The 22,897-nt window shown below is 71.7% G+C and carries 17 protein-coding genes, 2 tRNA genes and 2 pseudogenes; 10 read left to right on the forward strand and 11 right to left on the reverse strand.

The features are described 5' to 3' along the window. Positions 1–195: 195 nt before the first annotated feature. From AC3CH1_RS23705 to AC3CH1_RS23720, 4 genes and pseudogenes are all read left to right on the forward strand, one after another. Complete coding sequence (locus AC3CH1_RS23705) at positions 196–1,032, forward strand: HAD-IIA family hydrolase (protein ID WP_488464768.1); 837 nt, start codon at positions 196–198, stop codon at positions 1,030–1,032. 150 nt (positions 1,033–1,182) lie between these two features. Next, the gene (locus tag AC3CH1_RS23710; protein ID WP_488464769.1) at positions 1,183–1,749 is read left to right on the forward strand and encodes a hypothetical protein; all 567 of its coding nucleotides are present in this window, start codon (positions 1,183–1,185) and stop codon (positions 1,747–1,749) included. Position 1,750: 1 nt separating this feature from the next. Then, positions 1,751–2,475 (forward strand): annotated as a pseudogene (locus tag AC3CH1_RS23715) (class F sortase). Positions 2,476–2,865: 390 nt separating this feature from the next. Continuing rightward, positions 2,866–3,912: a glycoside hydrolase family 6 protein gene (locus AC3CH1_RS23720; protein WP_488466718.1), complete on the forward strand. Its 1,047-nt coding sequence runs from the start codon at positions 2,866–2,868 to the stop codon at positions 3,910–3,912. Between the two features lie 77 nt (positions 3,913–3,989). Here the strand turns inward: AC3CH1_RS23720 and glxA are convergent, their stop codons facing one another. The 3 genes from glxA to AC3CH1_RS23735 all read right to left on the reverse strand — a co-directional run bounded on the left by glxA (position 3,990) and on the right by AC3CH1_RS23735 (position 8,478). Further along, positions 3,990–5,927 (reverse strand): radical copper oxidase GlxA, encoded by a 1,938-nt coding sequence (gene glxA / locus AC3CH1_RS23725; protein WP_488464770.1) that lies wholly within the window; start codon positions 5,925–5,927, stop codon positions 3,990–3,992. Continuing rightward, positions 5,924–7,852 carry a glycosyltransferase family 2 protein gene (locus AC3CH1_RS23730; protein WP_488464771.1) on the reverse strand — a complete coding sequence of 643 codons (1,929 nt, stop codon included), beginning with the start codon at positions 7,850–7,852 and terminating at the stop codon, positions 5,924–5,926. Before AC3CH1_RS23730 ends, glxA begins: the two co-directional genes overlap by 4 nt. A 552-nt stretch (positions 7,853–8,404) precedes the next feature. Beyond that, positions 8,405–8,478: transfer RNA gene (locus tag AC3CH1_RS23735), tRNA-Lys, on the reverse strand. 192 nt (positions 8,479–8,670) lie between these two features. On the opposite strand from AC3CH1_RS23735, the gene AC3CH1_RS23740 reads away from it, so the two are divergent. The 4 genes and pseudogenes from AC3CH1_RS23740 to AC3CH1_RS23755 all read left to right on the forward strand — a co-directional run. After that, positions 8,671–9,960 carry a peptidoglycan-binding protein gene (locus tag AC3CH1_RS23740; protein WP_488464772.1) on the forward strand — a complete coding sequence of 430 codons (1,290 nt, stop codon included), beginning with the start codon at positions 8,671–8,673 and terminating at the stop codon, positions 9,958–9,960. Positions 9,961–10,607: 647 nt separating this feature from the next. Beyond that, positions 10,608–12,695 carry an SPFH domain-containing protein gene (locus tag AC3CH1_RS23745; RefSeq protein WP_488466719.1) on the forward strand — a complete coding sequence of 696 codons (2,088 nt, stop codon included), beginning with the start codon at positions 10,608–10,610 and terminating at the stop codon, positions 12,693–12,695. Between the two features lie 239 nt (positions 12,696–12,934). Continuing rightward, the gene (locus AC3CH1_RS23750; RefSeq protein WP_403908558.1) at positions 12,935–13,525 is read left to right on the forward strand and encodes a lytic polysaccharide monooxygenase auxiliary activity family 9 protein; all 591 of its coding nucleotides are present in this window, start codon (positions 12,935–12,937) and stop codon (positions 13,523–13,525) included. 25 nt (positions 13,526–13,550) lie between these two features. Then, positions 13,551–14,097, forward strand: a pseudogene (locus AC3CH1_RS23755) (AMP-binding protein); the annotation flags it as partial. A gap of 136 nt (positions 14,098–14,233) precedes the next feature. Here the strand turns inward: AC3CH1_RS23755 and AC3CH1_RS23760 are convergent. The 8 genes from AC3CH1_RS23760 to AC3CH1_RS23795 all read right to left on the reverse strand — a co-directional run bounded on the left by AC3CH1_RS23760 (position 14,234) and on the right by AC3CH1_RS23795 (position 20,345). Beyond that, a tRNA-Lys gene (locus AC3CH1_RS23760) sits at positions 14,234–14,307 on the reverse strand. A gap of 121 nt (positions 14,308–14,428) precedes the next feature. Continuing rightward, on the reverse strand, positions 14,429–14,986 hold the full coding sequence (locus AC3CH1_RS23765; RefSeq protein WP_488464773.1) for a hypothetical protein: 558 nt from the start codon (positions 14,984–14,986) through the stop codon (positions 14,429–14,431). A gap of 93 nt (positions 14,987–15,079) precedes the next feature. Continuing rightward, positions 15,080–15,838 (reverse strand): IclR family transcriptional regulator, encoded by a 759-nt coding sequence (locus AC3CH1_RS23770; RefSeq protein ID WP_488464774.1) that lies wholly within the window; start codon positions 15,836–15,838, stop codon positions 15,080–15,082. Positions 15,839–16,004: 166 nt separating this feature from the next. Next, on the reverse strand, positions 16,005–16,862 hold the full coding sequence (gene ehuA, locus AC3CH1_RS23775) for an ectoine/hydroxyectoine ABC transporter ATP-binding protein EhuA (protein ID WP_488464775.1): 858 nt from the start codon (positions 16,860–16,862) through the stop codon (positions 16,005–16,007). After that, the gene (gene ehuD, locus AC3CH1_RS23780; RefSeq protein ID WP_398614483.1) at positions 16,852–17,493 is read right to left on the reverse strand and encodes an ectoine/hydroxyectoine ABC transporter permease subunit EhuD; all 642 of its coding nucleotides are present in this window, start codon (positions 17,491–17,493) and stop codon (positions 16,852–16,854) included. Before ehuD ends, ehuA begins: the two co-directional genes overlap by 11 nt. Further along, positions 17,490–18,221, reverse strand: a complete 732-nt coding sequence (gene ehuC, locus AC3CH1_RS23785) for an ectoine/hydroxyectoine ABC transporter permease subunit EhuC (protein WP_488464776.1) — start codon at positions 18,219–18,221, stop codon at positions 17,490–17,492. Before ehuC ends, ehuD begins: the two co-directional genes overlap by 4 nt. 18 nt (positions 18,222–18,239) lie before the next feature. Beyond that, entirely contained in the window at positions 18,240–19,142 is a 903-nt protein-coding gene (ehuB, locus tag AC3CH1_RS23790; protein WP_488464777.1) for an ectoine/hydroxyectoine ABC transporter substrate-binding protein EhuB, read from the reverse strand. A 210-nt stretch (positions 19,143–19,352) separates the two neighbouring features. Continuing rightward, positions 19,353–20,345 carry a D-2-hydroxyacid dehydrogenase gene (locus tag AC3CH1_RS23795; RefSeq protein WP_488464778.1) on the reverse strand — a complete coding sequence of 331 codons (993 nt, stop codon included), beginning with the start codon at positions 20,343–20,345 and terminating at the stop codon, positions 19,353–19,355. Between the two features lie 250 nt (positions 20,346–20,595). Between AC3CH1_RS23795 and AC3CH1_RS23800 the strand changes: the two genes are divergently transcribed. Both AC3CH1_RS23800 and AC3CH1_RS23805 read left to right on the forward strand, forming a co-directional pair. Further along, positions 20,596–21,360 (forward strand): maleate cis-trans isomerase family protein, encoded by a 765-nt coding sequence (locus AC3CH1_RS23800; protein ID WP_488464779.1) that lies wholly within the window; start codon positions 20,596–20,598, stop codon positions 21,358–21,360. A gap of 216 nt (positions 21,361–21,576) precedes the next feature. After that, complete coding sequence (locus AC3CH1_RS23805) at positions 21,577–22,743, forward strand: LLM class flavin-dependent oxidoreductase (RefSeq protein WP_488464780.1); 1,167 nt, start codon at positions 21,577–21,579, stop codon at positions 22,741–22,743. The last annotated feature ends 154 nt before the right edge of the window (positions 22,744–22,897 follow it).

Below are 22,897 nucleotides of genomic sequence, written 5' to 3' on the forward strand. Positions count from 1 at the left end.
GGAGGGGCCCCCTCCGGCGTTGTCGTCAATCACCAACGCTCCGCGTTGCCTCAATCCTCTGCCTTGCAGCTACACGCACCGGGCCCCGCTCCTTGGCCCACCCCCCACGTGACGGTCGCTCGTATGCTGGGGGTGCCGGGACGGCGTGGTCCGGGCACCCCCAGCACGCAGTGCGTACGGCAGGAGTCCCGACACATGGCAGAGCGCAAGCCCATCTCATCCTGGCTCACCGACATGGACGGCGTCCTCATCCACGAGGGCACCCCCATCCCCGGTGCCGATGCCTTCATCAAGCGGCTGCGGGATTCCGGGCTGCCCTTCCTCGTCCTCACCAACAACTCCATCTACACCGCGCGCGATCTGCACGCCCGGCTGAAGCGCATGGGCCTGGACGTGCCCGTGGAGAACATCTGGACCTCCGCGCTCGCCACCGCCCAGTTCCTCGACGACCAGCGCCCCGGCGGCACGGCGTACGTCATCGGCGAGGCCGGTCTCACCACCGCCCTGCACGACATCGGGTACGTCCTCACCGACCACGACCCGGACTACGTGGTGCTCGGCGAGACCCGGACGTACAGCTTCGAGGCGCTCACCAAGGCGATCCGGCTGATCAACGCGGGCGCCCGCTTCATCTGCACCAACCCCGACGAGACCGGCCCGTCCGCCGAGGGCCCGCTGCCCGCCACCGGCTCGGTCGCCGCCCTCATCACCAAGGCCACCGGCAAGGACCCGTACTTCGCGGGCAAGCCGAACCCCCTGATGATGCGGACCGGACTCAACGCCATCGGCGCGCACTCCGAGACCAGCGCCATGATCGGCGACCGGATGGACACCGACGTCCTGGCGGGTCTGGAAGCGGGGATGCAGACCTTCCTGGTCCTCACCGGACTGACGTCCGTCGCGGACATCGACCGCTATCCGTACGGCCCCTCGCACGTCGTCGAGTCCATCGCCGACCTGGTGGACCTCATCGACCTGCCGGACCAGGTGGACCAGGGGAAGCAGGCGGGCAAGGCGGACGGGTCCGCGTAGCCGGACCGTCGCTGAGCCGCGCGGACCGCATCCGCAACCGCCCGGACCGTCGTCCGAACCGCCGTCGGAACCGCCCTGACGTCGCTCGAATGGGGGACTGCGGATGCGGGCCGCCGCCGCAGGCGTGAACCTTCCCGTAGGAGGTTCACGATGCGTTCCATGCCCCTCACGTTCTGTGCCGCAGCGGCGGCCGCGCTCATAGCCGTGCCCGCACCCGCCGCTCTGGCGTCCCCGGCCGCCCCGGCCGGTGACGACGACCGGCGCACCGGCACCGTCTCGGTCACCCCGTCCACCATCGCCCCGGGCGGGAAGGTGGAGCTGTGGGTCGATGTCTGCGGCAAGGGCCGCGAGGCGACCGGCAACTCCGACGCCTTCTCCGCGGAGGCACACTTCCGATCCGCCGACGACAAGGGCCTCTTCGCCGAGGCCCGGATCCGGGACGACGCCGAACCCCGCTCCTACGACGTCTGGGTGACGTGCAAGGACGGCCGGGGCAAGGCGACCGGCACCCTCACCGTCGTCCACCACAACCGCCCCTCGCCCGCCGCACCCGTCAAGGCGGGCGGCGGAGGCGCCGCCACCCTCGCCGAGCGGTCCACCGAGGCCGAGGGCCCCGGCACCCGGCACGCGGTGATCGGTCTGGTGCTCGCCGCCGTCGCGGCCGTCGCCGTCGCCCTGCGCACCTCGCGCCGGCGCCGCGACCCGGCCGGCAGCTGACATGGGAGCCCCGGACCGCCCGGCAGGAAACGGGCGACTGCTCACCGGAGTGACCTGGGCCGTGCTGCTGCTCGGCCTGTGGATCTGGGGCCGGGAGGCCGGCGGCGGGCTCGGCGGCCTGTCGGGGCCCACCACCGGCGACGTGGCCGCGGTCGGCCGCCCCCTCGGGGCGGAGCTGCCCCGGCCCACGACCCGCTCGACGGGGCGGCCCCCGAACGCGTCGAGGTCCCCTCCGTGGGGATCTCGGCCCCCGTCATCACCCGCGGCCTCGACCGGGACGGGGCCATCGACCCGCCCCCGTACGGGATGCCGAAGACCGCCGGCTGGTACGGCGACGGCGCCCAGCCCGGCGCGAAGGGCGCGGCCCTGTTCGTCGGCCACGTCGACACCGACACCAGGCCCGCGGTCTTCTACGGGCTCAGCGCGGTGAAGCCGGGGGCCCGGATCGAGGTCACCCGGACCGACGGCAGCGTCGCGGAGTTCACCGTGGACGACGTCCAGCTCGTCACCCGCGAACGCTTCGACGCGCGGAAGGCGTACGGACCCCGCGAGGACGGCCGGGCCGAGCTGCGGCTGATCACCTGCGGCGGAACGTACGACCACGAAACCCGCTCCTACACGGCGAACGTGGTCGTCTCCGCCTACCTCACCGGCGCGCAGGACGCGCAGGAGGCCGGGGAGGGCGGGGAGCGCGTACAGGCCGTGGGCCACGGCAGCCGCGGCTGACTCACGGACGTACCACGCGCACCACGCGGCTCCACGCGCACCACACGTCACACAGCACACGGTCAACCCGGCCCGGCCGGCCGCCTCTCACGGGGCGTGCGGGCCGGGCCGGTCCTCGACCGCGTGCGCCCGGCCGCGGGAGTCGCCCGGCGCGGTACGGGAGGTCGGTGTGGTGAGGGGTGGGCCGGTCCGGGTTGCCCGCCACTGTAGGGGGAGTCGTCGCACGGATGACCGGCTTTGGAACAGGATGTCCGGAACCAGTGCCCCGGTGTGACCGTTGTACGGGTGGGAGCGTGGGTCCTCGGCCGCTGTGCCAGGATGGATCGGACCGGCAGCGCATCGGTGCGACCAGTGATGAACAGTGCAGGCAGTGCACCCAAGGGGGAGTGGATGTACGGCAGTTACACCGGCCGGTCCCGGACGCGCGGGCGCGTGGCGGGCCTGCGGAAGGCCGGTACGGCGGCGGCGCTCGGAGCGGCCCTGCTGCTGGCGGGATGCTCCGGCGACGGGGAGGGCGACGAGAGGAAGAGCGCGCCGGCCGTCGAGCAACAGCCCAAGGGCAAGGATCCGTACTGGGTCAACCCCGACGGCAACGCGGCCCGTCAGGTCGCCGCGTACAGCGAGGACGGCGACGAGAAGAACGCCGAGCTAATCCGGAGGATAGCGCGGCAGCCGGTCGGCGAGTGGATCGGCCCGGACAACCCCGAGGCCGAGGTCAAGGGCGTCACCGAGGCGGCGGCCGCCGTCGACCGGGACGCCCTGCTGGTCCTCTACAACATCCCGCACCGCGACTGCGGCCAGTTCTCCAAGGGCGGCGCCTCCGACGGCAACGCCTACCGGGCCTGGCTCGACGCCGTCGCCAAGGGCATCGGGGACCGCGGCGCCACCGTGATCCTGGAGCCGGACGCCCTGCTCCACCTGGTCGACGGCTGCACCCCCCAGGAGTTCCACGAGGAGCGCTACGACCTCCTCAAGGGCGCGATCCAGCGGCTGAAGCAGCAGCCCGCCACCAAGGTCTACCTGGACGCGGGCAACGCGGGCTGGCAGTCGCCCGACGCCCTGTACCAGCCGCTCCAGCGGGCCGGGATCGCCGAGGCGGACGGCTTCTCGCTGAACGTCTCCAACTTCCAGACGACGGCCGTCTCCACGGAGTTCGGCAAGAAGCTGTCGGAGAAGATCGGCGACAAGCCCTTCGTCATCGACACCAGCCGCAACGGCAACGGCCCCTACACGGGCGGCGACCCCGCCGAGACCTGGTGCAACCCCCCGGGCCGAGCACTGGGAGAGGCCCCGACCACCCGGACCGGCGACGAACAGGTCGACGCCTACCTGTGGATCAAGCGACCCGGTGAGTCCGACGGCGACTGCAAGGGCGGCCCGAAGGCCGGTGCCTGGTGGCCGGAGTACGCGCTGGGCCTGGCCGGCGCCACGAAGTAGCCCGGGACACGACGAAGGCCGTGCCCGGGAGGACCCGTTCCTCCCGGGCACGGCCTCAGCCGTGTGCGTGGCCGCCCCTACTCGGGCACCTCCACCCACATGCCCTGCGACGGGGTGCCCTCTTCGTCGGTGACGAACAGCATGTACCAACCGGACGGCACCAGCGCCCGGTTCTCCGGCACGGTGACGGTGATCCCGTCCTCCGACTTCTTCAGGTCCAGCGCGATGGTGCGCTGGTCGGTGTCGGTGACATGGGTGACCGCCGAGGGCCGCATCAGCTTCGCCGAGGTGATCCTGGAGGCGTGCTGGGTGGTGAACAGGCCCGTACCGCCGCGCTCGATCTTCTCGGGCCCGGCCGTCAGCTCCGGCCTGGAGTCCCGGTAGAGATAGGGCGGGGTGTAGATCTCGATGCGCTGTTCGAAGACGCCGGGCCGGGTGTTGGCCTGGTCGGAGTAGAGCGAGTCCGAGCCGAAGATCATGACCCTCCCGTCCGGCAGCAGCAGGGAGCCCGAGTGGTAGTTCCGGCCGACCGCGGGGTCCGCGACCTGTCTGTACGTGTCGGTCTTCGCGTCGTACAGCCGGGCCTGGAGCACGTCCGAGCCGCCGCGCCCCCGGTAGTCGCTGGAGCCGCCGGTGACCAGCAGGGAGTCGTCGGGCAGCAGCGAGGCGCTGGGGTAGCGGGTGCCCTCGGAGAGGGACGCCCCGTCGGTGAACCGCGGGTTCTTCTTCCGGAGGTCGACCAGCCGGGACTTCTCGCTGGACTCCTCCGACTCGCCGACCCCGCCGCCGCCGATCACCATGAACTTCTCGTCCTGGGCCGGGGGCAGCCGCACGGTCGCCGAGGTCTCCATCCGGTCCGGGTCGCTCAGCCCGGGGATCTTCTTGAACTTGTTCGTCGACAGGTCCCAGACGCCCGGATCACGGCCCACGTCCGCCGGACCGTACCCGGCGTTGGAGCCGGAGTAGAAGAGCTTGCCGTCGTTCAGCAGGAAGATCGCCGGATAGGTGGGGAACTTCCGGACGATGCCGGTGTACTCCCACTCCCTGGTCTCCGGGTCGTAGATCTCGTCCTTGCCGGGGACGATCTGCCCGATCTCGTCAAGACCCGACAGCGCGAGGACCTTGCCGTCCTTGAGCGTCGTCAGTGTCGGGTACCAGCGGGCCTCGTTCATCGGGTCGACGGGTATGTACTTCTCCGCGACCGGGTCGAACTCGAAAGCGTCCTTGATCCCCTGGAAGTCCTTCTTGTCCAGGGCCAGCTTCTGCGCGATGCCGTAGACGTTACGGGTGTCCGAGCCGGACAGGCCCGCCACCCGGTAGTTGTCCTCGGTGCCGGTCTCGTACTGCTTGCCGGTCCTCTGCGCCTCGACGTATATCCGGCCGAGGCCGGGATCGTTGCGCAGGAACGCGCCGGTCTGCTTGTCGAAGACCTTCTTCGCCTTCTCCACCAGAACCGGGTCCTTGGAGACGTACGTCCTGCCGTTCTCCTTGCCGGTGAACCGGGTGCCCGCGGGCAGGGTGATCGGCTTGTCCGGGTTCTCGTTGTGGACGATCATCAGGCCGCCGGCCTTGGTGACGTCGCCCTGGAGCTTCTCGTAGCGCTTGGTGCCGCCGGCTATGAGGAGCTTGCCGTCGGGCAGTTGGGTGTGCCCGGCGCAGAACATGTCCTCGGGCGTGGGGATGTCCTTGAAGACGTTCGTCCTCGGGTCCCACAGCACCGAGCGGAAGCTCTTCGCGTCGAAGTTCTTCTGGTTGTTCCCGGAGCCCGCGACGAGCAGCACCTTGCCGGTGTGCAGCAGCGCCGCGTGGATCGTGTTGATCCGGTGCTCGGAGGGGATGTCCAGGAAGTCCCAGTGGCCGTTGGCCGCCTTGTACTCCGGCTGGTTGATCTTGTACTCGTGATAGCGCTCGGTGCTGAAGCGGTACAGCCACGGCCCGTTCGCCCCCGCGAGCGCGACAACCACCGCCGTACTGATCGCCAGGCGGCGGGTACGGCGGCTCGGACGGTACTTCATTTCTTACGTCCCCCAAGGGCGATCCGGGCGATCTGCATGGTCTGGTCGTTGCCCGGCGCCCCGGGCAGGGGGGCGGGGCGCGGCTGTGGGGCCGGCCCTCCGCTGCGGTGGGAACCGCCCGACCGGCGCTTCTTCTTCTCCGCGCGGATGGTGTACCGCCAGCCGATGATCGGCGCCGCGGTGATCAGCAGCGCCAGCGTGGCCCAGGTGACCATCGCGGGGTGGCTGTGGCCCAGGAAGAACGAGGAGATCATCGACGCGGCGAACACGACGATGAAGAACAGGTGGATGCGGAAGGTGCCGAACAGCGTGTCCGGACTGGACGAGTCGCCCTTGGGGGTCACCACGAACGAGCTCTTGCGGCGCAGCACCGCGTCCATCAGCGAGCGGGCGTAGATCGGCGCGGAGAGCGCGGACATCACCATGCCGGCCAGACCGCCGGAGCCCTCGGGCTCGTGCGGCGAGACGTTGTGGCGGCGGTTCCAGATGTACAGGCCGATCTGGAGCGCGGAGGCGTTGCCGTACAGCATCATCCAGATCGTCGGGTCGATCTGGACGCCGGAGGCGCCCATGCCGAGGAACAGCGCGCAACTGAGGGCCGCGAGGATCCAGTTCATGGCCGACATCGGATAGAAGATGATCATCATCGTGTAGTTGAAGAGCTTGCCGGGCGGCATGGTCCCGAAGCCCTTCCAGAACTGCCCGATGATCGTCTCGTAGGTGCCCCGGGACCAGCGCAGCTGCTGGGTGAAGAAGTCCGTCCACGCGGTCGGGCCCTCGCCGACGGCCAGCACGTCCGGGGTGTAGACCGAGCGCCACTTCCTGCCCGTGGCCGGGTTGCGGTGGCGGTGGATCTCGAAGCCGGTGGCCATGTCCTCGGTGATCGAGTCGTACAGGCCGCCGATCTGCTTGAGCGCCGAGATGCGGACCGCGTTGCTCGTGCCGACGAACATGGGCGAGCCGTAGCGGTTGCCCGCGCGCTGGATCAGGGCGTGGAAGAGGAACTGCTGCGACTCGGCGGCCTTGGTGACGAAGGTGTCGTAGTTGCCGTAGACCTGCGGGCCGATGACGAAGCCGACGTCCGGGTCGCGGAAGTAGCCGAGCATCCGCTCCAGGTAGTTCGCCATCGGGATGTGGTCGGTGTCGACCGAGGCGAAGAAGTCGTAGTCGCCGCCGTGCGCGTCCAGCCAGGCGTTGTAGTTGCCGTGCTTGGTCTTGGCGCGGTGCGGGCCCTTGGCCTGGTTCCAGTGCGCCACGCCCTTGCGGGAGAAGTGGTGCACGCCGAGCCGGGCGCAGACCTCCTTGACCGCCGGGTCATCGCCCTCGTCCAGCAGCCACACGTGCATCAGACCGCGGTGGCGGATCCTCACGGCCGCCTCCAGGGTCTTCGTCACCATGGCCAGCGGTTCCTTGCCGGGGACGAAGGAGGTGAGGAAGGCGACCTTGGTGCCGGACTCCGGGATCACCGGGACCGGGTCGCGGGCGACCAGGGTGGCGTGCGCGTTGGACAGGACGTTCATCGTGCGGAACAGCTCGATCAGACCGATCGAGACCAGCATGACGATGTCGAGGACCAGCAGGAGGTCGTTGTCCAGGTTCGGATCGCGGTCCGTCCAGTGGCTGGGCTGCATCAGCCAGGCGAAGAGGCCGAGCGAGACGAGGGGAGCCGCGCCGAGCAGGAGCGACGCGCGCACCCGGTGCGGCTCCTGCGATATGAGCGAGCGGTACTGGACCTTGTACGGCTTGCCCGCGGGGGGCTGCGTCAGCGGTCCGGCGAGCCGGCTGTAGTGCTCGTAGTCGTAGCGCGGCAGCTCCTTCTTGGCACGCCGCCGCGCCGCGCCGGTCCGCAGCCCCGCGGGTATCCGGAGCTGCGTCGTCCGGGAAGCGTCGTTCTCCTGCCGGTCGCCTGGCGGCGTCGACGTCATGGGTACATCCCCCCGCACGCATGCTGGTGCGTGCCTGTTCGGTCTCTCTCTTCGTGCGCGGTGGGGCGGTGGGCCCCCGCTCTTCACCGGGCACGCACACGGTGGCAGACCACCGTCGCCACAGAAATGGAACGGCAGCCTTCCGGTTGCATGATGCCCCCTCGGCGTCCGCCCTCGAGTGGGACCCCACCCCGCGGCGCAGACAACCGGAACGTCACAGTCTGCTGCGCCAACTGTACGGATCAGCAGCCGCTTTGGACCTGACGGTCTTCAGACAGATTGTCCGAGACCGAACAGGACCGCAAGGATGAAACGGGCTGTTTGTCGGTCATACGCACGATTTGACCGCACCTTGTGGAGGGGGTGTGACGAAGTGGAGACCGGCGCTCGCTTCTCCTCCACCGCCGCTCTGTCACCGCTCTGTCACCACTCCGTGACGGTCTGGAGTTCGGTGTGTGACTGTGCGTGCGCGCGGCCGTCGGGTGTCACTGGATGCCGCACGGGGAATGATCAAAGCCCCCTCACTGAAAGTGAGGGGGCTTTGACTGTGCGTGCGCCGTCAGGGACTCGAACCCCGGACCCGCTGATTAAGAGTCAGCTGCTCTAACCAACTGAGCTAACGGCGCCTGCTGACCTGGAGAACTCTACCCGACTCCCAGGGGTGCTCCGAACCATTTACCGGCCGCCACGCCCCGTCAGATAGTCGTTTTTTTCCTTTGTTCCGTCAAAATGCGATATGTCAGGAGAGTTGAGACACTGACGCCCGTTGCGGCTGCGCCCAAAGATCTTGACGAATGACGAGTGCGGAGGGGAATCGCATGAGTGTGCCGGTCTTCGAGGAGTATGAACCCGCAGTCGACTGCGGATGCGCGGGGTGCGCCGTGCGACGGCGCTCCGCCGCGAGAGCCCTGCCGGTGCGGAGCGGCGGCCACCCCGCCGCGCACGGCGCGCGCCGCGCCCTGGTGCTGGCCACGGCCGCCGGGGTGGTGCTCTCCTGCGGAGCCGCGGGTGCGGCCGCGGCCGGGCAGGTCCCCGGACCCCCGCGCGCCGACGGGGGAGCCGACCCCGAACCGTCGACCCCGCAGGGCGAGAAGGGTCCGCTGCGGGGCACCGGCGCCTCGGGCCCGCCGTCCGCCGGAGCGGCCGCACCGAAGACGACCCGGGCCGAGATCATCGACCGGGCCAAGCGGTGGGTGGGCGCGAAGGTCCCGTACAGCATGGAGAAGTACTGGTCGGACGGCTACCGCCAGGACTGCTCGGGCTATGTCTCGATGGCCTGGAACCTCGGCAGCAACGAGTGGACCGGCAGCCTCGCCGCCTACGGGACCCGGATCGCCCGCGCCGACCTCCAGCCCGGCGACATCCTCCTCTTCCACGACCCGGCCGACCCCTCCCAGGGCTCGCACGTCACGATCTTCGGCGGCTGGACCGACGCCGCGCGCACCCACTACGTCGCCTACGAGCAGGCGCGCCCGCGGACGCGGAAGCAGTCGACGCCCCTGGCGTACTGGAGCAACTCAGACCGTTACGTGGCATATCGGTACAAGGGGGTCACGGAGGGATCGCCCGGCTCCGGATCGTCCACCGTCTTCCCCGGGGCCGAGCGGTTCGGCCCCGGCGTCGACAACGAGTACGTGACCCAGCTCGGGCGGATGCTGGTCGAGCGGGGCGGCAAGCGCTTCTACGCGGTCGGCCCCGGGTCCGTGTGGAGCGCGGCCGACCGGCGGGCGACCCAGGCGTTCCAGCGGGCGCAGGGCTGGCAGGGCGAGGAGGCGGACGGCCTCCCGGGCCCGCACACCTGGCGCCTGCTGGCCACCGGCGGCGGACGGAACATTCCGGCCCCCGGCACGGGCGGCAGCCCGAATACCGCCGTCGCGTTCCCCGGGCGCGGCTATTTCAAGCCGGGTCAGTCCAACAGCCATGTCGACCGGCTCGGCGAACAGTTGGTGAAGAAGGGATACGGCAAGCACTACGTGTCGGGCCCCGACCCGCGCTGGACCGAGGCGGACCGCCGCAACGTCGAGGCGTTCCAGCGGGCCCAGGGCTGGCGTGGCGGGGCGGCCGACGGCTATCCGGGGCCGGAGACCTGGCGCCGGCTCTTCGCGTGACGGACGTGACGGAAAGGAAGCGGAAACCGGTGACCCCCAACGACGACCAGACTCCCCGGACCAGCCTCACCCCCCACCCCCTGGACGACCAACTCCCGCCGTCCCTCTTCGCCCCACCGGGCGAGGGCCCCCCACCCCCGCTCTTCGGCCCGGCCGTCGACCAGGCCCCCGTGCCGGAGGCCGACCCTCCGCCGCGCCTGGACGCCGGGCCGCCGCCTCCGCCGTCCGACCACGCGGGTGGGGACCCCCGGTCACGGGCGGGTGAGCTGCCACCGCCCCTGTTCGGCCGGGTGGGCGGGGACGCCCTCCCGTCGGCCGACGGCAGCGCCCCGCTGGCGGTGGGCGCCGGCGTCCTGCCGTCGGCCGACGGCAGCGCCCTGCCGCCGGACGGCGAGCTTCCGCCGCCGTCGGGGGGTGGCGGTGTTCTGCCACGGGGCGACAGGCTTCCGCCACCGCTCTTCCGCCCCGTCGGGGAGAAGCCCCCGCCGCCGGAAACGGACCAGACCCCGCCCACGCCGCCCCGGACGGCCGCGGAACCCCCGAACGTGAGCCTGCACCTCGCCCCGACCCCGGAGCGCTCGACCCCGGACCGGCACCTGGACCGTCCGTCCCCGGGCCGGCGCCCGGATGGGGCTGCTTCGGACCGCCTGGCTTCGGACCGGCACCTGGATGGGGCTGCTTCGGATCGCCCGGCCTCGGACGGCCCGGCTTCGGGCCGGCTCGCTTCGGATCGTCCGGCCTCGGGCGGCCCGGCTTCGGATCGTCCGGCCTCGGACCGGCTCGCTTCGGACCGGCTCGCTTCGGACCGGCTCGCTTCGGACCGGCTTGCTTCGGACCGGCACCGGGATGGGGCTGCTTCGGACCGGCGCCCGGATGGGGCTGCTTCGGATCGCCCGGCTTCGGACCGGCTCGCATCAGACCAGCTCGCTTCGGACCGCCCGGTTTCGGACCGGCTCGCTTCGGCCGGCCCGGCTTCGGACCGTCTTGCTTCGGACCGGCCAGCTTCTGACCGGCCGGCTTCGGACCGGCACCTGGAGGCTGCTTCGGATCGCCCGGCTTCGGATGGTCCGGCCTCGGACCGGCTCGCTTCGGACCGGCCCGCCTGGGACCGCCCTGCCTCGGCCGACTCCGCTTCGGACCGGCCCGCTTCGGCCAGCCCCGCCTCAGCCAGCTCCGCCTCGGCCAGCCCCGCTTCGGACCGACACCCCGACCGTCCGGCCCCGGCCACCACCCCGGACCGCCCCACCCCCGCGCCCCCCGTGCCGCTCGACGGGAACCTCTATTTCAAGCCCGTCCGGCGTTTGAGGACGGAACCCTCGGCGGAGTGGACCCCGCACCCCTCCTACGGGGCCGAGCCCGAGGGCGGAAAGCGGCCCGCCCGGACGGGACCGGTCGGACGCGGGACCCAGGACGCCCCCGCCAGGGGACCCGTGGACGACCCCGGCCCCGACACGGAGCTGGACCTCGTCCTGGACCTGGCCTCCGGCGACCGGGCCGCCTCCGCCACGTTCTCCGTGCCCGTATCCCTTCCCGGGCCCGTGCCCGCGCCCCCGACCGCCGCCGCGACCCCCGGCCCCGCCGCGGCGACGCCCTCGTACCCCGGCCGCCGCCACTCCGTCATCGCCAACGAGACCACCGCCTCCATCCCCGTACACCTCCTCTTCCGCGACGACCAGGCGCCGGCCGAGCCGGGCGCCGCGGCGGCGCTGCCCGCGGCCGTCGTCCGCCGCCCCGCCACGGGGGACCGCTCGCCCGCCACCCGGCGGCCCCCCGTGCCGCGTTCGTCGCGGACGCGGGTCCAGCCGTCGACCCGGCCCGCCCCGGTCGCCGACCCCCGCCTCGCCGAACGGCCCGGCCCCGCCCTGCCCGGCTTCGCCGCCCTCCTCGTCGGCGCGGCCGCGATCGCCGGCGGACTGGCCGTCCTGTGGTGGCGCGGCGCGCTGCCCGCCGCCTGGCAGACGGCCGCCGGTCTCGCCCCCCGGCCCGACCTCGGGATCGGCTTCGGCGCCGGGGCCCTGCTCGCCGTCCTCGCCACCGTGGTGCTCCTCGCGCTCGGCGGGCTCGGCCGGGGCCGGGTCGGGTACGCGTGGGTGCTGACGCTCTTCGGCGACTACCGGGGCAGCGTCCGGCGCACCGGCCTCGTCTGGGTCTCGCCCCTGCTGCTGCGCCGCCGCGTCGACGTACGGCTGCGGCACTGGCGCAGCGAGCCGCTGCCCGCCGTCGACGCGAACGGCACCGCGTTGCGCGTGGTCGTCCTCGTGGTGTGGCGGATCGAGGACACGGTCCGGGCGGTCCTCGGCATCGAGGACCACGAGGCGTACCTGAGCGCGCAGGTCGAGGCCGCGATGGCCCGGGTCCTCTCGCAGCTGCCCGCCGACGCGTTCCACGAGGACGCCCCGAGCCTGCGCGACGCGGAGGCGGTCGGCGACGCCCTGACCCGGATGCTGAAGGCGGACTGCGAACCCGTGGGCGTCGAGGTGTACTCGGCGCAGCCGACCGGCATCGAGTACGCCCCCGAGGTCGCGGCGGCGATGCAGCGGCGGCGGATCGCCGCGATCGACTCGAAGCACCGGGACAGCGTGCTCACTTCCGTGGTGGACGCGGTCGACGACACCGTCAACCGGCTCACCACGCGCGGCATCGTCGACCTCGACGACTACGAACGCAAGGCGCTCGTCAAGGACTTGACCGTCGCCTTCTACACCGGTCGCAGCGGGGGAGGAGACGGGGCCTGAGGTGCTCGGGGGGTGCCGGGCGAGGTCGGAGAGGGTGCGGTGGCGGTTCGGGGCAGTCTGCCGACCCGCTGGAATATGACCCCTCATTGGTCTGGACATGTTCACGTCGCGTCAATAATCTAGGACTTGGTCTAGACCGCAGTACCTCGCATGCACAGCACCACGCACCACGCACCAAGCGCGCAGCAGTCGAGCAATGCTCATGGAACCTCCCCCACGTTCTAGAGGAGCGACAGCCCATGCGGAAAAAGGCAAGCGCGGCCGTGATCGGTCTGGCGATAGCGGGCGTCTCGGTGCTCGCGACCACGAGCGCCAGCAGCCACGGCTACACGGACTCCCCGATCAGCCGTCAGAAACTCTGTGCCAACGGCACGGTGACCGGCTGCGGCAACATCCAGTGGGAGCCGCAGAGCGTCGAGGGGCTCAAGGGCTTCCCGGCGGCAGGACCGGCGGACGGCAAGATCTGCGCCGGCGGCAACGGGCAGTTCGCCCAGCTCGACGACCCGCGTGGCGGCAACTGGCCCGCCACCCAGGTCACCGGCGGACAGGGCTACAGCTTCCGCTGGCAGTTCACCGCCCGCCACTCCACCAGCGACTTCCGCTACTACATCACCAAGGACGGCTGGGACTCCACCAAGCCGCTCACCCGGGCCGCGCTCGAATCGCAGCCCTTCATGACCGTGCCGTACGGCAACAAGCAGCCGCCGTCCACCCTGACCCACCAGGGCACGATCCCCACGCAGAAGAACGGCAAGCACGTCATTCTCGCCGTCTGGAACGTCGCGGACACCCCCAACGCGTTCTACGCCTGCTCCGACGTCAAGTTCTGACGCTCCTCAGCTATCGTGCGGCGCCATGAGCGGTACCGGCACCGTCGCGGAGCTCGTACGACGTCAATGGGGTGACCACCGGCCCGCCCTGAAGCACGGCCCCACCGTGCTCAGTCATCACCAGGTGGTCGAGGGCGCCGCCGCACGGGCGGCGCTCCTCGCGGACCTTCTTCCGCGAGGCGGTGAGCCGCACCTCGGCTTACTGCTGGACAACACCCCCGAGTTCCCGCTGTGACTCAGCGCGGCGGCCCTGGCCGGGGCCGCCGTCGCGGGGATCAACCCGACCCGGCGCGGACCCGAGCCGGCCGCGACATCCTGCACACCGAAGCCCCGGTCCTGATCACCGAGCGCGCCCACCTACCGCTCCTCGATGGCCTGGAGCTGCCGGGTGTACGGTCCTGGTCACCGACACCGAGGCGTTCGCCGCCCTGCGCGCCCCCTACGCGGGCGCCCGGCCCGGCGACGCCGTCGCCCCGGTCGGCGCCGACAGCCGCATGCTCCTCTACTTCACCTCCGGCTCCACCGGCGCGCCCAAGGCCGCGATCCGCACCCAGGGCCGGACCCGGCCGGCGACGGCTCGTACGCGCCGCTCGGCGCCGAGGGCCTGGAGGCCCGACTCGCCCGCTGTGCCGAGCACGGCAGACCGCTCTGACCAGGGATAAAGCACAGTGGGCGGCCTCCGTGAAGGAGACCGCCCACTGGGTGTCGTGCGCCGTCAGGGACTCGAACCCCGGACCCGCTGATTAAGAGTCAGCTGCTCTAACCAACTGAGCTAACGGCGCCTGCTGACTCGAAAATAATACCCGGTCCGGATGAGTGCTGGTGACACCCCTCGTCGCCCCGCCTTCCGAGGCCCCGGGAGAGGCCGCCGCCCCGCGCTCCTTACGCTGTCCCCCGCGCCCCTTACGCCGTCCCCCGGGCGGCGACCGCGTCCGGGACCAGCGGACCGATCCAGGCGGCGAAGGCGTCCCCCAGCTCGGCCCCGGCCGCACGGACGACCGCGTTCGGGTCCTCGGTGGCCTCCAGGCCGAAGTGCTCGCGCAGCCAGGCCCGGAACGCGGGGTTCCGGGGGCAGGGGTCGTATCCGCCCTCCTCGTCCCCGCCCCCCTCCTCGCGCTCGTCGTAGTAGTCCACGTCGTCCCAGCCGCACATCGGGGACCAGCCGGAGGCGAGGACGCGCAGCAGCTCGGGCAGATCACGGGCGACGACATGGACGCCTCCCTCGTCCCCCAGGAGGAGCACGGGCAGCGTGGCGAGGTCGGCGCGGTCGTCCAGCAGCCAGATCGCGTACGTCGAGCCGGAGCCGGTGGCCCGGGCGAAGGGGCGGATCCGTTCGGAGAGCCGCGGGTAGCCACCGTCGTCCTCGCCGAAGGCGATCAGCTCGAAGCCGGGCGCGAAGGAGTCGTCGACGCCGTCCTCGAACTCCTTGAGGAGGTTCAGCGCGGGAATCGGTGCGTACATGGCGGTGACGCTACCGCCCGCGAGCACCGGCCCCCGACGGCTACGGCCCGCCCACCGGTCCGGCCGCTACGGAGCGCGCACCGGTCCCGGCCGCTACAGCGCCAGCGACAGCAGGACCGGCGCCGCCCGGCGGCTGAGGATGTCGGCAGCCGCCCGCAGCCGGTGCGCGTCCTCGATCGGCAGTGACAGGGCGAGGCAGCCCGCGGCGGAGCCGGCCGTCAGCGGCACGGCCGCGCAGACGGTGCCCACCGCGTACTCCTGGAGATCCAGCATCGGGACCGTGGCGGACTGGGCGTCCAGCTGGGAGAAGAGGATCTTCTCGCTGGTGATCGTCCGGGAGGTGAGCCGGGCCGTCCGGTGCCGGGAGAGGTGGTCGCGCCGCCCGTCGTGGTCGAGCTGGGACAGCAGGCACTTGCCGACCGCGCTGGCGTGCGCGGAGGAGCGGAAGTCCACCCACTCGTTGACCGCCGGTGTCAGCGGCCCGTCCGCGACCTGCTCCACGCTGACCTCGCCGTCGACATACCGGCTGAGATAGACCGCCGCGCCGACGGAGTCGCGCAGCTCGGTCAGGACGTGCTGGAGACGGTCCTCCAGGGTCTGGCGGCGGGCCGCCCCGGAGCCGAGCAGCAGCAGCGAGGCGCCGATGACGTACGCCCCGTCGCTGATCTGCTCCACGTAACCCTCGCGGCGCAGGGTGAGGAGCAGGGAGGCGAGGTGGCCGGTGGGCAGCCCCGTCTCGCGGGAGATCTGGGCATCGGTCACGCCGTTGCCGTGCTGGGAAACCGTTTCGAGCACGCGCAGGGCGTACTGCACCGAGTGGAACGGCGCGGTCGGCTCGGGCTTCAACGCCACGGTGCCCCCTACCAGGTTGTGACCGCAAGCTTTCGCCCCACGATAGCCGCCGAAACCCCCGTATGGGGCGGCAGTTGACGAGCCTGTGGGCGCGCCCCGGAGCTGTCAGCTGGGGCGCACCCCTCTGGCATATGCCACTGGCATGAGCGGAACCCCAATCGCGAGGTCACAGCACCGCGTTGAGGAACTCGCGCGTACGTTCGTGTGACGGATCGGAGAAGATTTTCTCCGGGGATCCGGCCTCCACGACCCGTCCCGCGTCGAACATCAGCACCTTCTCCGACACGTCCCGGGCGAAGTTCATCTCGTGGGTCACGCAGAGCATGGTGATGTCGGTGTTCCGGGCGATGTCCCCCAGCAGCTCCAGCACGCCCGCCACCAGCTCCGGGTCGAGCGCCGACGTCACCTCGTCCAGGAGCAGGATCTCCGGCTCCATGGCCAGCGCGCGGGCGATGGCGACCCGCTGCTGCTGGCCGCCGGAGAGCTGCGAGGGATGGGCGTCGACCTTGGCGGAGAGACCGACCAGGTCCAGCAGCTCCCGGGCCCGCACCTCGGCCTCCTCGCGGCTCCTGCCGAGCACGCTGACCGGGGCCTCGGTGATGTTCTCGATCACCTTCATGTTCGGGAAGAGGTTGAACTGCTGGAAGACCATCCCGATCTTCTTGCGGGACTCGCGCAGCTGCTTCTCGCCCGCGGGCTTCAGCGAACCGTCCGGGGCGCGTACGTGGGACAGCGGGGAGCCGTCGACCCAGATCACCCCGTCGCTGACCTTCTCCAGCGTCATCAGCAGCCGCAGGATCGTGGTCTTGCCCGAGCCGCTGGGCCCGATCAGGGTGACGTGCTCGCCGCGGTCCACGGTGAAGTCCAGCTCGTCCAGGACCACATGGTCGCCGTAGCGCTTCACCACCTTGTCGAACCGCACCAGCGGCTCACCCGTGCGCGCGGTGGCCGGGGCGGCGTCCACGGGAGCTGCGACCGGCCCCGGCGACTCCGGCTTCTTCAGGGGGAGGGGTTCAGTGGCCAAGGCGCTTCTCCAGCTTTCTCATCAACAGCGACGTGGGGTAGCTCGCGACCAGGAAGATCAGGCCGGCGAGGGTGAACACCTCGGTGTACGCGAACTGTTCGGCACCGTACTTCCGGGCCTCGAAGACCATCTCCTGCACCGTGATCACGGCGAGGAACGGCGTCTCCTTGAACATCGAGATCGCGTAGTTCCCGAGCGCGGGCAGCACGTTGCGCACCGCCTGCGGCAGGATCACGGCCTGCCAGGTGCGCCGGGGCGACAGCGACAGCGCGCGGCACGCCTCCCACTGGCCCTTCGGCACCCCGTCGATGCCGGCCCGGTAGACCTCGGAGGTGTACGCGGCGTAGTGGACGCCCAGCACGGTGATGCCGATGTACAGCGGCTCCACCGTGTTGAACAGGGCTGCCGCCCCCACCAGTTGGACCAGCAGCGGAGTGGAGCGGACGAACTCCGTGACGAGCCGCACCGGGACCGTCACGAACCTGCTGGGCGCGCGTCCCGCCATCGCGACGGCCAGTCCCAGCACGGCCGCCACCAGGGTGCCGAGCACCGTGGCGAGCAGGGTGACCTTGAACCCCTCCAGGAGGAGGGGCAGGGACTCCCCGACGGCGTTCCAGTCGAAGCCGTTCACCGGGTACCTCCCACGGCGGTCGTGGACGCGCTGCGGCTCTTGAACAGGCTCTTCGCGCCGGTGTCCAGGCCGAGCCGCCGCTTGGCGCTCCGCTCCAGCAGATTCATCAGCATCGTCAGGGCGTACGCCAGGACGAAGTAGGCGGCCAGCAGGGTCAGATAGGCGGTGAGGGTCTCACCGGTACGGTCGCGCAGTTGCTGGATCACCGTCATCAGATCGGCGGCGGAGATCAGCCACAGCAGCGGGGTCGCCTTCAGCAGCTGGATCAGCAGGTTGGTGAAGCTCGGGATCATCTGCACCCAAGCCTGCGGCAGGATCACCTTCCACAGCCGCCTGGACGGGCTCAGGTTGAGCGCGATCGCCGCCTCGTACTGTGCGCGGGGTACGGAGTTGATGGCGCCTCGCACCACTTCGGCCCCGTAGGCGCCGAAGTTGAGGCCGAACGCGACCACGCCGCAGACGACCGGGGTCAGTTCGTAGCCGGTCAGCAGCGGCATCGCGTAGTAGAGCCAGAACAGCTGGATGTAGAGCGAGGTGCCGCGGAAGAACTCCACGACCACCCGGGAGACCCCCCGGGCCAGGAGCAGCCGGCTGCCCGCCATCAGCCCGAGCGCGAAGGCCAGCACCCCGGCCAGCAGCGCTCCCAGGACCGTGGCCTGGAGCGTCACCCACAGGCCCGAGCGGACCCGGGGGAACTCCTCGACGAGGAGGGAGAGGAAGTCACTCATGCGTGCGCGTCCGCCCCGTCAGCCCTTGCACAGATCCGCGGTCTTCAGGTCGGCGGGCGGGATCTCCGTCTCCCCGAACCCGTACGGCTCCAGCAGCTGCACATAGCGGGAGCGGTCCGACACGATCTTCTTCAGCTCGCGGTTGAAGGAGTCCCGCAGGTCCTCGTTGCCCTTGCGGAACACCGCGCCGCCGGGGGAGAACTGCTTCTTGCCGTCCAGCTGCGGCACGAACGCCTCGGTGACCTCGGTGTCCGGGTTGGTCTTCGCCAGCCAGCGGAGCGAGATGCCGGTGAGCAGGAAGGCGTCGACCCGGCCGCCCTTGACGGCGTCGGCCCCGTCCTGCGGCTTCTGCAGCGTCTTGATCTTGTCCTCGGCGATGCCGGCGCCTTTGGCGTAACTGCCCTCGACCGCACCCGACATCACGCCGACGGTGATCCCCGCCTCCTTCGCGGAGGCCAGATCGGTGATCTTCTTCGGGTTGCCCTTCCTCACCATCAGGGCGGTCGGCGAGATGAACTCCGGCTCGGAGAATATCGCGTTGCCGCAGCGCTCCGGTGTGATGGCCATGCCCGCGCTGACCACGTCGTACTTCCCGGCCTGGAGTCCGGGGATCAGCCCGTCCCACTCGGAGAGCGTCGGCTTCAGCTCGTCCACCCCGAGCGCCTTGAAGATCTCCCGGTGCAGCGTCGGGGCCTCGCCCTTGAGCTCCTTGCCCTCCAGGTACCCGTACGGGGCCTCGTTCGCGTAGGCCACCCGTACGAAGCCCTGCTTGCGGAGCTTGTCCAGGGCGCCCTCGCCGGTCGCGGAGCCGGAGTCGGTCTTGCTGCACGCGGTGAGGAGGCCGGGAACGACGAGGAGGCCGCCCACGGCCGCCGATCCGTTGAGGAAACCCCGGCGGGACAGGTTCGGGAATTCAGCCATGGTTCGCAATCTCCTGGAGGTCGAACAGTCCGGACAGAGTGACCCCCTGCCCGATCCCGTACGTCTATGCAGGAAGCCGGAGGCATGTAACCCAACAGTGGCCGGAAGGTGACCTTCCCGTGCCCGAAGGAGGCGGAGCGCGACCGGGAGTGTGCGGGGCGTGTTCCCCGCTGAGGAACGGTTCATGACAGGCAGTCAGCGAGAAGCCGGTCACTCCGTGCGCGCGCGTCCGTGGGCGCGACCGTCCTCGGGAAGGTCGGTCGACGGAACGTAACCGAGGGCCTTGTCGACCGTGTTCGGCAACGGCAGGCCGCGCGCCCACTGTTCGTACATCGCCACGAAACGCTCGCCCAGTCGGTCCCGCCAGCCCGCGGTGTTCCCACCCAGGGCCGGTGTCAGGACGAGCCCCGAGGCGTCCCACAACGGGCTCCCGGGGGCAGGTGTCCCCTCCTGGAAGGTGCTGAGCGCCGCCCCCGCGAGCCAGCGGCGGTTCAGCGCTGCCACCAGGTCGGCCTCGACCACCGTCGCCGCACGCCCCGCGCCGATGAACCGCGCCGACGGCTGGAGCAGCCCGAAGAACCGGCTGTCGAACATCCCGCGCGTCGACTCCGTGAGCGGGACCGCCGCGATCACCCAGTCCGCCCGCGCGGCCAGCCGGTCCAGATCCGCCACCCCGTGGATCGTGCGCCGGGCCGTCCGCCCCACCAGTGCCACGGTGAGCCCCAGGCCGTGCAGCAGCCGGGTGACCTCCCGGCCGATCGGTCCCGCGCCCACGACCAGCGCCCGCGAGCCGGCGACCCGCTGTCCCTCCCGCCCGTACGGGCGCCGCTGCCGCCGACACTCCAGGACTCCGGGGAGATCCGTGGCGAAGGCCAGCACCAGAGCGGCCACGCACTCCGCGACCGGCCGCTCGAAGACGCCCCGCGCGTTGGTGAGGACGGTGTCGGACGCGACCAGCTCCGGGCAGAGCACCCGGTCCACGCCCGCGCTCGCCGTGTGCACCCAGCGCGGCCGCGCCCCCGGCCCGGGCCAGGCCCGCCGCACCGCGTCGGACGCGAGGTCCCACACGAGCAGGACGTCGGCGGCCGGGAGCAGCCCGGCGAGCGAGGAGGCGTCCGCGTGCCGCACGTCCACCCGGCCGGTCAGCCGGCCGAGCCGAGGGGAGGGCGCGGCGTCGAGAACGAGCAGGACGGGATCCGGCATCGCTGGTCAGCCCTCCGTGACGGAACGGACGTACGGGATCCGCCCACGCTCGCAGCAGGCTTCCCCGCCGTCAACGAGGCCCGGCCGCGCGCCCCGGTGCTCGCCCGGGGGAATACTGGGAACACGTCGGGGCAAGAGTGACCGGTCGCGCGGTCACGGCCGCCGGAGCGTCCGGAGGGGCCCGCAGCGACCCCCTGGCGGGGCCGCCGCCCATCGTGCGGCGAGCCGTCGACGTACAGGAAGGGTGGACATGACGACCGTAGGACTTCTCTACCCGGGCCACGCAGCCGAGGACGACTTCCCACGGACCGAGATCCTGCTCGACACCGACATCCGGCTGCCCCTGTTCTCCACCAGGACGGGGGAGGACGCCTACCGTGCCGACGCGCTGCGCGAGCAGGGTGCCCCCGCCCTGATCGCCGAGGGCGTCGAGGAACTGCGTCTCGCCGGGGCCGAGGCGCTGGTGTGGGCCTCCAGCGGCGGCAGCTTCGGGCAGGGCTGGGAGGGCGCCCACGAGCAGGTCGCCACCCTCGCCCGGAGCGCGGGACTGCCCGCCTCCAGCACCTCGATCGGCTTCGTCCACGCGTTGCGGGAGCTGGGCGCCGCCCGGGTCGCCGTCGCCGCCCCCTACCCCGAGGACGTCACCGGGCTCTTCGCGGAGTTCCTGGCGTCGGCGGGCGTCGAGGTGGTGGCCGCCGCGTCCGGCGGGGCCGCGTCCTCGGCCGAGGCCGGGTCCTGGGCCCCGGAGCGGGTGAAGGGGCTGGCGCGGGAGGCCGACCACCCGGACGCCGAGGTGGTGCTGATCCCGGACACCTCCCTGCACACCGCCGCGTACGTCCCCGAGCTGGAGGAACTGCTCGGCAAGCCCGTGCTCACGGCGAACCAGGTCACGGTGTGGGAGGGGCTGCGCCTCACCGACCGCCGGACGTGGGCCCCCTTGCTCGGCACCTTGTTCGCCACCCGTGAGCCGGTGCTGAGGTCGCTGGAGCCGAAGGGTATCGAGGTACGGGAGTAAACCGGCGTCCGGTCGTTCGCCCGTGCGGTCGTTTGCCCGTGCGGTCGTGCGGTCGTGCGGTCGTTCGCCCGTCCGGTCGTCCGGTCGTCAGGACGCCGCGGTACGGGAGAGCAGCCGCGGCGCCCGGGGTGGTGTGCGGGAATAAGCGGAGCCATCCTCCTGTTGTAGCCCTCCGATACGCAGCCGTACGACAGCAGTACCGGGAGAGGCCGACACGTGGACGAGATCCGAGGCGACGAGACCCGCAGCGACACGAGTGGTGACGCGGCCGGGGGCGCGAGCGGCGGCCCGGCCGACGCGGACGGGATCCGGGGCGCCGCAGCCGGAACGGCCGCCGTTCCGCTGTCCGTCCTCGATCTGGTCACCGTCGGGCACGGCCGCACCGCGACCCAGGCCCTGCGCACCAGTGTGGACATCGCGAAGCTCACCGAGAGCCGAGGCTTCCACCGCTTCTGGGTCGCCGAACACCACTCCATGCCCGGGGTGGCCTCGTCCTCCCCGGCCGTGATCCTGGCGCACATCGCCGCCCACACCGAGCGCATCCGGCTCGGCTCCGGCGGGGTGATGCTGCCCAACCACGCGCCGCTGGTGATCGCCGAGCAGTTCGGCACCCTGGAGGCGATGGCCCCGGGCCGGGTCGACCTCGGCCTCGGCCGGGCCCCGGGCACGGACGGCGCGACGGCGGCGGCCCTGCGCCGCAGCGACCGGCTCAACGAGGGGGCCGACGACTTCCCGCAGCAGCTCATGGAACTGATCCGGTTCCTGGACGACGACTTCCCCGACGGCCACCCCTACGCCCGGATCCACGCCGTGCCGGGCCCGGTCCAGGCGACCGCCCCCGGCGGGGTGCAGTCCGCCCACCGGCCGCCGGTCTGGCTGCTGGGCTCCTCCGGCTTCAGCGCGCGGCTGGCCGGCACGCTGGGGCTGCCGTTCGCCTTCGCCCACCACTTCTCGGCGCAGAACACCATTCCCGCGCTCGACCTGTACCGCGAGTCCTTCCGGCCCTCCGCCGTGCTGGACGCCCCGTACGCCGCGATCGGGGTCTCGGCGCTGGCCGCCGACGACGAGCGCGAGGCCCGCCGTCAGGTGCTGACCGGCGCCCTGTCCATGGTCCGGCTGCGCACCGGCCGTCCGGGGCTGATTCCCAGCCCCGAGGAGGCGGCGGCGTACGACTTCTCCCCGATGGAGCGGGAGTTCGTCGACGGCTGGCTCGCCAACGTGATCCACGGGACCGCCGACGAGGTCCGCGGCGGCCTCGACGACCTGGCCAAGCGGACCGGCGCCGACGAGCTGATGATCACCGCCAACGCGCACGGCGGCGAGGCCCGGCTGCGCAGCTACGACCTGATCGCGGACGCGTACGGCCTGCCGACCGCTCCGTAGGCCCGTACGGGGTCCCGGCCGCTGGGCACCGGCCTTCAGGCGGCCGGGACCCGACCGGTCACGCTCGGCCTTCGAGTGGCCGGGGGCCGACCGGGGCGCCGGCCTTCGAGTGGCCGGGGGCCGGCCGGGGGCGCCGGCCTTCAAGCGGCCGGGG

Source organism: Streptomyces sp. MGP-P1 (genome assembly GCF_057766565.1).